Origin of the sequence: Acinetobacter sp. YH12151 (assembly GCF_013418355.1) — a bacterium.
Taxonomy (GTDB): Bacteria; Pseudomonadota; Gammaproteobacteria; order Pseudomonadales; family Moraxellaceae; genus Acinetobacter; species Acinetobacter pseudolwoffii.
In genome coordinates, this window is the sequence record NZ_VPCG01000020.1 from 46,643 (window position 1) to 58,540 (window position 11,898).

Annotated in this window: 8 protein-coding genes and 1 pseudogene; 5 read left to right on the forward strand and 4 right to left on the reverse strand. The window is 42.3% G+C overall.

All coding sequences use genetic code 11. From position 1 onward, the window contains the following. Window positions 1-10: 10 nt before the first annotated feature. The gene (locus tag FTU82_RS09160) at window positions 11-1,348 is read right to left on the reverse strand and encodes an alpha/beta fold hydrolase (RefSeq protein WP_005172747.1); all 1,338 of its coding nucleotides are present in this window, start codon (window positions 1,346-1,348) and stop codon (window positions 11-13) included. A 322-nt stretch (window positions 1,349-1,670) separates the two neighbouring features. Between FTU82_RS09160 and FTU82_RS09165 the strand changes: the two genes are divergently transcribed. From FTU82_RS09165 to FTU82_RS09180, 4 genes are all read left to right on the forward strand, one after another. Continuing rightward, on the forward strand, window positions 1,671-2,936 hold the full coding sequence (locus tag FTU82_RS09165; RefSeq protein ID WP_034609142.1) for a glutamate-5-semialdehyde dehydrogenase: 1,266 nt from the start codon (window positions 1,671-1,673) through the stop codon (window positions 2,934-2,936). A 449-nt stretch (window positions 2,937-3,385) separates the two neighbouring features. Next, the gene (locus FTU82_RS09170; RefSeq protein WP_005172750.1) at window positions 3,386-4,606 is read left to right on the forward strand and encodes an acetate/propionate family kinase; all 1,221 of its coding nucleotides are present in this window, start codon (window positions 3,386-3,388) and stop codon (window positions 4,604-4,606) included. Between the two features lie 54 nt (window positions 4,607-4,660). Further along, complete coding sequence (gene pta / locus FTU82_RS09175) at window positions 4,661-6,799, forward strand: phosphate acetyltransferase (RefSeq protein ID WP_180001556.1); 2,139 nt, start codon at window positions 4,661-4,663, stop codon at window positions 6,797-6,799. Between the two features lie 227 nt (window positions 6,800-7,026). Further along, on the forward strand, window positions 7,027-7,167 hold the full coding sequence (locus FTU82_RS09180) for a hypothetical protein (protein WP_157799602.1): 141 nt from the start codon (window positions 7,027-7,029) through the stop codon (window positions 7,165-7,167). Between the two features lie 440 nt (window positions 7,168-7,607). Here FTU82_RS09180 and FTU82_RS09185 read toward each other — a convergent pair whose 3' ends face one another. Then, the gene (locus tag FTU82_RS09185; RefSeq protein ID WP_005095591.1) at window positions 7,608-7,847 is read right to left on the reverse strand and encodes a DUF2171 domain-containing protein; all 240 of its coding nucleotides are present in this window, start codon (window positions 7,845-7,847) and stop codon (window positions 7,608-7,610) included. Between the two features lie 766 nt (window positions 7,848-8,613). On the opposite strand from FTU82_RS09185, the gene FTU82_RS09190 reads away from it, so the two are divergent. After that, entirely contained in the window at window positions 8,614-10,140 is a 1,527-nt protein-coding gene (locus FTU82_RS09190; protein ID WP_074384007.1) for a fumarate hydratase, read from the forward strand. A gap of 200 nt (window positions 10,141-10,340) precedes the next feature. Here FTU82_RS09190 and FTU82_RS09195 read toward each other — a convergent pair whose 3' ends face one another. Both FTU82_RS09195 and FTU82_RS09200 read right to left on the reverse strand, forming a co-directional pair. Continuing rightward, complete coding sequence (locus tag FTU82_RS09195; RefSeq protein WP_373683715.1) at window positions 10,341-11,057, reverse strand: IS5 family transposase; 717 nt, start codon at window positions 11,055-11,057, stop codon at window positions 10,341-10,343. Window positions 11,058-11,425: 368 nt separating this feature from the next. After that, window positions 11,426-11,773 (reverse strand): annotated as a pseudogene (locus FTU82_RS09200) (hypothetical protein); the annotation flags it as partial. Between the last annotated feature and the right edge of the window lie 125 nt (window positions 11,774-11,898).

The following is an 11,898-nucleotide window of genomic DNA, read 5'->3' on the forward strand; positions in this document are numbered from 1 at the left end:
TAAGCCCCGATTAAATCACTGCATCGAAAGCGTCTTCTTGCTGAAGGATTTTCTGTTGTTGCACAAAAGCCAATAAACGTTCTGCCACTTCAAAACTGCCATGTTTAAACAGGGCTCGCACTTGAGTCTCATCCTGTTCAAAGATCAGACATTCGATCTTGAACTCGCCGTTTTCATCTTCCAGATGCAAGGCCAGATCACGCGGATAAGCTGCGGCACACTCTGTCTGTCCTGCGTCCAACTCCAGCAATACTCCAAAGAAATTCATGTCGATAATTTCTACATTCAACAGCAGATCCGAATGACGATGACTCAAATAACGTTGTGGCTGTTGCACACAAATCCGTTCTTCACCGCGCCGTTCAATCTGCTGCATCTGTTCACGGCTAAACGGAATAATTCCCGGCAACTGCTCGACTGCTTCATCACGCAAGAAGGTGGCAAACAGATGCATAGTTTCTTTCCTGCGCTGCAACTGAGGCACATGGTCAGCACCGGCAATTTGTACATACTGCATATTTGGACATTGCAGGGCAAAATTGGCATTCTCATGTGGCAAGGTAAAACTGTCATATTGACCACAGGCCACCAGAACCTTGCACTGTGGAATCGGCACGTGGGTCAGACGCAATAGACGGTTGCAGTTAATATCATAACGCTCTTGTTCGGTCACCGTGAATTCTGACATCTGCTTGAAGAATAAGCGCTTTGCTGTTGGTGACATGCGGGTTTCTTTGAGACGGGCATGATTGACCAGATATAAAATGACCGCCTGACCAAATTCATCCATGCGCTGTTCTTTCATCAGATGCAAGGATTCTTCCAATAGCATGCGCCAGCTTTTGCGGGTTTTCTGCATTACGCCCATCAGGATCATCCGATCCACCAGTTCAGGGCGCTGGTCTGCCAGACAGGAGGCGACTACTGAGCCTAAGGACATGCCTAAAATTGAAACTTGAGGAAGTTGCATCTGCTCCAGCCATTGCCCCAGCATGGCAGCAAGGTCTTCAAGCTCCAGAGTTCCAGCCGACAGACCAGTATCCACATTGCTGATCTGCTGGTTGGCTCCCATCGAAGGCAAGTCAATCAGAATGATCGGGCCGGCAGCGAAGAGCTGTTCGACACAATATTTATAGGAATTAAAATTCTGGAAGGCGCCCCCAATGATCACCATCGGCCTGAGATGCAAGGTATCCGGACGGGCAATCGCCATATATTCGATTTTCCAGCCATCCATCCAGGTGCTTCGTGCTGGCTGCTTAAAACTGTGCTTATCATAAAGATCAAAAAAACCATAATGGCTTTGCGAATCCAATACATGGGCATCCATGTGGATAATGGAATTCATTTTCCTTTTCCTCCGTCCTTGCCTTATTTTTATTGTGAAAGTCATGATTAACAGATCTTATGCTTCAGACACATTCCGATGAGCCTGAACACGCATCCTGCTCTTTAATAATTATATATGACTTCAATGTCGCTTATTTCATTCTATACAGAGCGGCTTTTCACAAGCAACCGCTTCAGCGACCACTTATCTGCTTTTAAACAGAAAACAATTTCAAAATGTTTAGAAGTCCGCGAAAACGGATGATTTTTAACAGATGGGCTTCATTGTCCGGCAGCAGACTGTTAATATCGAAGTGAAATTTCTAAGTGATCAAAGCGCTATGCAAGAGTCTATTGAACAATATATGCAAACAGTAGGACAGCAGGCACGCCAGGCTTCTCGCATTTTGGCTCGTGCGTCCACCCAAACCAAAAACAACGCACTATCGGCTATTTATACGGCTTTGGAAAATAGCCAGCCGGCTATTTTGGCTGCCAACCAGAAAGATATGACCAAAGCGCATAATAACAATCTGGACAGTGCCCTGCTTGATCGCTTAGAACTCAACCCCGCACGCTTTAAAGGTATGTTAGAAGGCCTGAAAGATGTGATTGGCCTGAAAGATCCGATTGGTGAAATTAGCGATATGGCTTATCGCCCATCTGGCATTCAACTGGGCAAGATGCGTGTACCTTTGGGTGTGGTCGGCATGATTTATGAATCACGTCCCAACGTGACCCTGGAAGCGGCTTCACTGGCGCTGAAATCAGGCAATGCGATTATTTTACGTGGCGGTTCAGAAGCACTGGAATCCAATCAGGCGATTGCCGCGGCAATTCAACATGCGCTGAAAATTTCCGGCCTGCCAGAATCAGCAGTACAAGTGATCAATACCGTTGATCGTGCTGCAGTCGGCCAGCTCATTACCATGACCGAATATGTCGATGTGATTGTACCTCGTGGCGGCAAGAGCCTGATCGAGCGCATTACTGAAGAAGCTCGTGTCCCGGTGATCAAACATTTGGATGGTAATTGCCATATCTATGTGGAAGCACAGGCGGATCTGTTAAAAGCCTTACCCATTGCTTTAAATGCCAAAACCCATCGCTATGGCGTATGTAATGCCATGGAAACTTTGCTAGTCGATGAAAAAGTCGCTGAAGAGTTCTTGCCCCGCATCGCAGAACTTTATCAGGAGAAAAAAGTAGAGCTCCGTGGTTGCAAAGAAACCCAGCGCATTCTTGCTGATGCAGTGATTGCGGCCACTGAAGAAGACTGGTATACCGAATATCTGGGCCCAATTCTGGCCATCAAAGTGGTTTCTGGCATAGAAGAAGCGATTGAACATATTAATCAGTATGGCTCACATCATACCGATTCGATCATTACTGAAAATTACAGTCTGGCACGTGAATTTTTGGCCGGTGTCGATTCGAGTTCGGTGATGATCAATGCCTCGACCCGCTTTGCTGATGGTTTTGAATATGGCTTAGGCGCGGAAATCGGAATTTCAACCGATAAAATTCATGCCCGTGGTCCGGTTGGTCTTGAAGGCCTGACCTCACAAAAATGGATCGTATTTGGTGATGGTCAGATTCGCCAATAACTATTTCAGATGATCACTTTAAAAATCAGCTTTGTTCGCAAGGCTGATTTTTTATGGATATAAAAATTAAAACCGAAATGGATCAGAACCTTTGGGTCATTTTATTGATGAATCTCTGTATAGAATTGTATGTATAAGTCATATTTGCTGTTTTAGGCACTAAACTGAAAGCAATCTGTTCCAGTACGACATTGAAAATAGAATTTGGCAGCTTTATTGATTATATTTTCAGCATCATTTTATTTATAAATGAAAACTATGAACTGATAAATTTTAGTTATTATTGTCAGTCTGGTCGATAATGCTTAAGTCTAATCTGCTAAAGTCTATCTAGGACAGAAAAAAAACAAATGTTAAAACATCAATATTGATTCAGCTTAGTGCTTTTTTGCTGATCACTGGATCAAGTCAATGGACGAGAATTTTAATTAAAAATCGGGTAATCAATCGTGTCTAAATCAGTATTAGTTATTAATTGTGGCTCTTCTTCAATCAAGTTTGCATTACTTCTTGAGGAACAGAACTTCCGTATTCATGGTTTAGCTGAGAATTTAGGCACAGAGAATGCTCGTATCAAAGGCGTGACTGTCGGTAACGAACCGGTCGATATCCATATTCCTTTTGCCGACCATAAAAAAGCCCTTGAAGTTGGTTTGGAGCGTCTGGCTAACTATCGCCCAGATGCGATTGGTCACCGTGTGGTACATGGTGGCAGCCTGACCAAAGCAGAATTGATCAATGATGAAATTATTGAAAAGATTCGTGAAGCAACGCCGCTTGCGCCCTTACACAATCCGGCACATCTGATTGGCATTGAAGCCACCAAACGCTTGTTCCCAGACTTACCGCAAATAGCAGTATTTGATACCGCATTCCATCAAAGCATGCCAGCACATGCATATCGCTATGCCCTGCCAAAATTCTTATATACAGCCCATGGTGTGCGTCGTTATGGTTTCCACGGCACCAGCCATGCTTATGTTTCAGACCGTGGTTCTGAACTGGCAGGTAGCCTGAAACAAGGCGGCTGGTTAACAGCACATCTCGGTAATGGCAGCTCGACCTGTGCCGTGTGGAATGGGAAAAGTGTAGATACGTCAATGGGCTTAACCCCGCTTGAAGGTATTGTCATGGGCACCCGCAGTGGCGATGTCGACCCAAGCCTGCACAGCTTCCTGGCAAAAAATCTGGGTTGGGATATCTATAAAATTGACAAGATGCTGAATAGCCAGAGCGGTCTGTTAGGTCTGTCTGATTTGTCGAATGACATGCGTACCCTGATTGAAGCATCGGAACAAGGCAATGAAGATGCTGCATTGGCGATTGAAGTATTCTGCTACCGTCTAGCCAAATCTCTGGCAGCACTGAGCTGTGGTCTGCCACGTATTGATGGCTTGTTCTTCACTGGCGGTATTGGCGAAAATTCTGCCTATATCCGTGAAAAAACCATGACTTATCTGCCCCACTTCGGCTTCAACCTGGATAAAAGTGCCAATAATGACCTGAAACGTGGCACTGAAGGCCGTATCGATTCAGGTACAGGTCCACAAATCTGGGTAGTGCCAACAGACGAAGAAGGTCGTATCGCTCAAGAAGTACATAGCGTTGTAGAACTTGAAGTGGAGCAAAAAAACGCAAAAAAGTCTGAAGCTGAGGTAGCGCTTGCATAAGCAAGCAGGGCCACTTTTTAACTGATTTTTATTATTGTGTGACTGACGTAACTTATGAAAACGATTCTATTGGTTCCCACTGGGGAAGGCGTAGGCTTAACTTCTGCATGTTTAGGCCTGATTTATGCACTGGAATGCCAAGGGGTTAAAGCTGGCTTTCTCAAACCTTTTGCTCAGGAATTGAATGAAGTCGAAGACCGTACTACGGCTTTGTATCGTCATATTTCTCAAAGTGAAACTGTTGAACCAATCCGTTATAGCAAAGTCTTGCAGCAGATTAATCTGGGTGAACAGGATGAACTGCTGGAAGAAGCGGTACGTCTGCATCGTCAAATTGCCAGACAGCATGACCTGATTATTGTCGAAGGTCTATTGCCAAATGCTCAGGACAGTTTTGCCGATGATCTGAATGCCTCGCTGGCGCAGGCTTTGGATGCCAAAGTGATTGTGGTCAGCAATGCCAATATCCAGCAGCCAGGTCAGACTGCCGATAAAGTTGAAAACCAGATTCGCAACTTTGGTGGCGCCAGTTCAACCCGCCTGTCTGGCATCCTGTTGATGCGAACCAAAGGTCTGCCTGAAGAATCTGCACAGATTCCTGTAACGCTTGATCCGGATTTACGTCTTGCAGAAGAAACCACACAATTTATTCGTGCCATCCAGCAAACCCATCCACATATTGGTTCAGAAAAGTTACCTGTAATTGGACTGGTGCCTTTCAGTAAAACTTTAAGTGTGCCGCGTATATCTGATCTGGCGGCACATATTCAGGCCTACTGGATTAATGAAGGCGAAGCGAAACAGCGCCGTGTCCAGCACAGCAGCCTGATTTCGGCCAATATTGAACATGAATTGCATAAGTTTGTAGCAGGTGAATTGATCATCAGTGCATCTGACCGGATTGATGTGTTATTGGCAAGCAGTCTGGCCAGCAGCAATGGTATTCCTTTGGCTGGCTTGGTGCTAACTGAACATCATCAGCCAAATGATCACGTATTGGAATTTTGCCAGACCGCCATCAAACAAGGTTTACCAATTTTACATACACCGCTTAGCACCTTTGAAACCGCACAAAAACTGACAAATCTCAGCAATGAAATTCCAGTAGATGATACGGAACGTGCAGATCAGGTCACGCGCTTTGTTTCGAGTCACATCAATCCGGAATGGCTCGGTCAGATGTTGAATGGTTCTTATAAGCCACGTCTATCGCCTTCAGCCTTCCGGCATGAACTGGTACAAAAATCGATTGCGGCCAAAAAACGTATTGTATTACCTGAAGGTGATGAACCACGTACGATACAAGCTGCAGCAATCTGTCAGTCGCGTGGCATTGCACAATGTATTTTATTGGCCAATCCCGAATCTGTTTTAGAAGTGGCAAAAGCTCGTGGTATCGAATTGCCTGAAGATCTGGAAATTCTGGATCCAGATCTGATTCGTGACAACTATATCGACAAGATGGTCGAGCTACGTAAAGGCAAACTCAACGAACTGCAAGCGCGTGAACAGTTGCAAGACACTGTGGTGCTCGGCACCATGATGCTGGCGCTGGATCAGGTTGATGGTCTGGTCTCTGGCGCGGTACATACCACGGCCAATACCGTACGTCCTGCCTTTCAGCTGATCAAGACTGCACCCGATTATTCACTGGTTTCTTCTGTGTTCTTTATGTTGCTGCCAGATGAAGTCTATGTTTATGGCGACTGTGCGATTAATCCTGATCCAGATGCAGAGCAGCTGGCCGAGATTGCGATTCAATCGGCAGATTCTGCCAAAGCCTTTGGCATTGACCCGCGGATTGCAATGATTTCTTACTCTACCGGAACTTCAGGTATGGGTGCCGATGTCGAGAAAGTGGCTGAAGCAACACGAATCGCCAAAGAACGTCGTCCTGACCTGCTAATTGATGGGCCATTACAATATGATGCTGCCTCGGTTGAAAGTGTTGGCCGTCAAAAAGCACCAGATTCACAAGTGGCCGGACGTGCCAATGTCTTTATTTTCCCGGATTTAAATACGGGTAATACGACTTATAAAGCTGTGCAACGTGCTGCCAATGTAGTCAGTGTTGGGCCAATGCTGCAAGGCTTGAACAAACCGGTGAATGACCTGTCTCGTGGTGCTTTGGTCGATGATATTGTATTTACCATCGCCTTAACCGCGATTCAGACAGAACAGCAGGCTCAATAAATTTAATAGCTCCGCACTCACCACCCTCTCGCAAGATGGGGTGGTTTTTTTAATCATTTTTGTTCTAAAGTCGGACATTCTATAATCTGTCGATTACGTTTCTAAAAATAAAAAATGCTCTCAAAGAGCATCAAATCAGCACTGATCTTAAATGGAATCGCATCTACTTACACTTACTGAAAGTTGAAAATCTGCTCACATTTTTAGCGCTCACGCAAATCGATGAAATGCGTTATATGACCGGCTTGAAATGGCATTTTACACTTGAAGATATGCAGGCACATATTCAGCGCTGTTTGGCTGATCCAACCCGTTATGACTTTGCGATTTGTTTAAACCATCATGATGAAATGATCGGTAAACTTTGAATTCTAGAAATCAATCTTGTGCTCAACATGCCGAATTTTGTATTGCCATCTCAACGATCACTTGGACAGCTCAAGGCTATGGCAGTGAAGCGCTCAAGTTGGTCAAAGAGTTTTTCTTTAAGCCATTACAACTCAAAAGTTTAGGCTTGATAGTCTTTGGACATAATTTAGGTGGAAGTCGTGCCTAGGAAAAATATGGTTTTCAAACGCTAAAAATCATACAAAATGGTTTTGAATATGAAGGGAAATTTTCAGATAAAATCATTATACAGGCTCAAAATCCATTTCTGGCAGAATGCAAAACCAAATAAAAAAGAATCAACTACGCATAATAAATGCCAGTCTTTCGAACTGGCATTTTCAACGATTACTAATAAAGTCTGTGACATAAAAAATTAAGCTGAGACAGCCCTGCTTTTCAGTCCACTGACTTTAATTTTTTATAAGGTGGTCCACTCTTTACGCACATCTTCTGCTGTTTTATTGAGCACTACGCTATCGTCTTTGATTTCGCTTACCCAACTCAAGGGAATCAGATGATGCTCATTATTTTCATCATCACTTCTTGTTAATTTAATTGAATCCTGACCTTCTAAATGGTCTACCTTCCCGACTTGAGTACCACATGAAGCAATGACTGAAGCATGTTCTTTAATATCACTTGCATTAAAATTGTTCATTCTACTTGCCTGTTTCTAGAAGTTGAGAGAAACAGTCTAAGCAATAAAAAATGCCACATGTGTAAGGGTTTTCAGGCTTTGAGTTTTTCTGGGTTAAAAATGTAAATGGTCAACATGGCTTGAGTAAGCTATAGGAGAGATGCTTTTTAAATTTGAGTTTTCAAATATTTTTATAACTGGATTTGAAGATTTGAAGATTTGAAGATTTGAAGATTTGAAGATTTGAAGATTTGAAGATTTGAAGATTTGAAGATTTGAAGATTTGAAGATTTGAAGATTTGAAGATTTGAAGATTTGAAGATTTGAAGATAGGTTAATTTTTTATGTCTTAAAATAAAAAAGAAGATAAAGCTTAGGCTTGATCTTCTTTCTGACCGTACATCCAAGTTGCAGCGATATATACACAAAAACCACTTGCCATTAAAATACCTGTAACCATTGTTAAGATCTCCCGTTTCAATAGCTGCATTATGTAAAAGTTTTATGACAGTTATATGACAATCTGGTTTTTTATTAAATTTAAAATAATTAATAAAATTCAATCGCTTAATACGGAATAAGCAAAATTATGCGTATTTTTTATCTGAAATATGACACTAAATATGACCGATTACTGTCATATTTGACCCGCTGAGCTGCTCAAGTCGTCCTTCAGATTGCTTAAACTATAAACTTTCGGCCAATGCTCGCCCAAAATGCCCACAACCCGATTCTTTTGTCTTATAATTTAGCCCGCTAGCTATCAGCCCGCTCAAGAGATATTTGTATGACAACTATTATCAAGCAAGATGACTTAATCACATCGGTTAAAGATGCGCTTCAGTTCATTTCTTACTATCACCCACAAGACTTTATCCAAGCGATGAGCCGTGCGTATGATCGTGAAGAGAACAAAGCTGCTAAAGATGCGATCGCGCAAATCTTAATTAACTCACGCATGTGTGCAGAAGGCCACCGCCCAATCTGTCAAGATACCGGTATCGTCAACGTATTTGTTGAAGTGGGCATGGATGTTAAATTCGATTTAACCATGGGCCTGGATGATGCAATCAATGAAGGCGTACGTCAGGGTTATTTAGAAAACTCCAACGTGCTTCGTGCATCAGTTCTGGCCGATCCTGCTTTTGGTCGTAAGAATACCAAAGACAACACTCCTGCCGTGATTTACCACAAGCTTGTGCCTGGTAATAAAGTAGATATCACTGTAGCAGCCAAAGGTGGCGGTTCAGAAAATAAATCTAAACTCGCAATGTTGAACCCATCTGATTCAATCGTAGATTGGGTACTGAAAACTGTTCCAACGATGGGTGCAGGCTGGTGTCCACCAGGTATGCTCGGGATTGGGATCGGTGGTACTGCTGAAAAAGCCATGATGCTTGCCAAAGAAGCATTGATGGAAGAGATCAACATGGACGAATTACTTCGTCGTGGTCCACAATCTAAACTTGAAGAACTTCGTATCGAAATCTTCGAAAAAGTGAATGCTTTGGGTATTGGCGCACAAGGTCTTGGCGGTTTAACCACTGTTCTTGATATTAAAATCAAAGATTATCCATGTCATGCTGCGGGTAAGCCAGTCGGTATGATCCCGAACTGTGCTGCGACTCGTCATGCACACTTCACACTTGATGGTACGGGTGTTGCCAACATCATCGCACCAAAACTTGAAGACTATCCTGAAGTCACTTGGGATTCTTCATCTTCTAAACGTGTTGACCTCGATACAATTACTCAAGAAGAAATGAATGCTTGGAAACCAGGTGATACATTACTTCTAAACGGTACGATTTATACTGGTCGCGACGCTGCACATAAACGTATGGTCGACATGCTTAACAATGGCGAAGAACTTCCGGTTGATCTGAAAGGTAAGTTTATCTACTACGTCGGTCCAGTCGATCCAGTCGGTGATGAAGTTGTAGGCCCTGCTGGTCCAACAACGGCTACGCGTATGGATAAATTCACACGTCAAGTCCTTGAAGCAACTGGCATGTTCGGCATGATCGGTAAAGCAGACCGTGGTCCTGCTGCCGTTGAAGCCATTAAAGACAACCAGGCAACTTACCTGATGGCTGTCGGTGGTGCTGCTTACTTGGTATCGAAAGCGATCCGTGAAGCTGAAGTGGTGGCTTTTGCTGACTTGGGTATGGAAGCAATTTACAAGTTTGTCGTGAAAGATATGCCGGTTTCTGTCGCAGTTGATGTGAATGGTACATCTATTCACGCCACTGCACCTAAAATCTGGCAAGCAAAAATTGGTAAGATTCCAGTCGTGGACGCTGCTGCAGGCTAATTTTGACTGCAATAAAAAAGCACCCTCTATCGGTAATGCCAGTCAGTTAAGGAATTGACTGGCATTTTCTTTTTCAAATTCATGATTATATCTGATAGATAGAAAAGTCATCCGCAACTGTTTGAGGCATGAGGTGTATTGCACCGCAAGATTTAAAAATGATTGTTTCTGCGACAAACTTACTAGGGTCTGTTGACATTTCAAGTATAGAATTTACCCGATAAAGGTAGCCAAATAAATATACAAGCTAATGCAACTGCCCCCTCATAGCTACACTTTAGCTTATCATATCGTGTTGCTATTCCTCTGAACTGCTTTAACCTACAAAATGCATTCTCAACTAAGTGTCTGATTTTATATAAATACCAATCCATATGATCATTATTTGACTGAGTATTTGATTTTCTTGGAATATTCGCTTTAGTTTTTTTCGCAGATATTTGTTCTCTTAATGATTCAGAGTCATATCCTTTGTCTGCACAACATACTTCCGTTTCACTCAAATCAAGTTTTTCAATCATTTTGGGAGCAATCTTGACATCATGTATCGTTCCATCGGAGATAATAATTTCGATTGGATTGCCATCCGCATCAACAGCTAAGTGTATTTTAGAACTATTTCCACCAATGCTTTTAGAAATATCCTGATCTTTTATTCCAGCAGAATGTTGGTGTGCCCGAACATGACTACCATCAATAAAAACCCATTCCATATCAGTACTTGAAGAAATTAATTTAAATATTTTCATTAGCTTATCATTTTTACACCAACGATTATATTTTTTAAAGATTGAGTTATACGAACCAAATTCTTTAGGCAAATCACGCCATGGGCAGCCTGTTCTTATTCTATAAAGTATTGCTTCGACAAAATTTCTCAAATTAGATTTGAAATAGATATCAAAATTTCGGAAAATAGAAAGTAACTTAGACTAGTGTTGATCATTCAGCATTGTACGAGGCATAGCGAGAAGTAAATTTGGTTTGGCGATTAAATTTTACTTTCTCGCTATTTTTTTGAACAGAAAATGTCAACAGACCCTAGTCGATGGTGGCTGACGAGTTTTGCGGATGAGGAGTGTTGCTCCGCAAGATGCCTTCCTTGCGAAGCTTCTCATTTGGGCGAAACCAAAGTAACAAATAATTTACAAGAATTTGATTTATAAAATTAATACTCCGCTGTGAATGACTAAAAAATTAAAGAGTCTATTTCTAAACTCCTTAACTGATCAACATTACCCTCTATCGGTGCTTTTTTATTATATTTATTCTAGAAAATGTTCCATTACCAAGTACGCGGATCCCAAAGTTTAAAAGGTGCCTTCAACTGTACATCTAATGATGGATCATAAGCAGTTGGTTCAATTTTCTGGGCTTTTTTGCGAATCTGGCCAGTTTCCTGATCTTGCGCCACAAAGTTAAAACTGTGAGATTTAAGCTGAGTAAAAGCAATTTCATTCAGACCGACCTTTTCCGGCATGAGCATGAAGGGCCCCGAGACACTACGCCGCGTGCTGATATTTTCTTCATCATATTTAATAAAATAGGATTGTCCTGCTTCCACACTAAAATCCAGATATTTAGGCTTCTGAAAATGCAAAGCACCCAACGGTCGACTGGTACTTAAACGATGGTGGTGTTTCAAAAAGTATGCTGAAAAAAACAATATGGCTTTTGATAAAATAGAGGTATGAAAATAACGCTACAAATCAAATGTCCTACCTGTCTAAGTAACAATATAAAGAGAAATGGCATCAA

Coding starts and splice junctions, on each gene's coding strand:
- FTU82_RS09165 (WP_034609142.1), top strand. CDS start 1,671: ATGCAAGAGTCTATTGAACAATATATGCAAACAGTAGGACAGCAGGCA.
- FTU82_RS09190 (WP_074384007.1), top strand. CDS start 8,614: ATGACAACTATTATCAAGCAAGATGACTTAATCACATCGGTTAAAGAT.
- FTU82_RS09160 (WP_005172747.1), bottom strand. CDS start 1,348: ATGAATTCCATTATCCACATGGATGCCCATGTATTGGATTCGCAAAGC.
- FTU82_RS09185 (WP_005095591.1), bottom strand. CDS start 7,847: ATGAACAATTTTAATGCAAGTGATATTAAAGAACATGCTTCAGTCATT.
- FTU82_RS09180 (WP_157799602.1), top strand. CDS start 7,027: ATGCGTTATATGACCGGCTTGAAATGGCATTTTACACTTGAAGATATG.
- pta (WP_180001556.1), top strand. CDS start 4,661: ATGAAAACGATTCTATTGGTTCCCACTGGGGAAGGCGTAGGCTTAACT.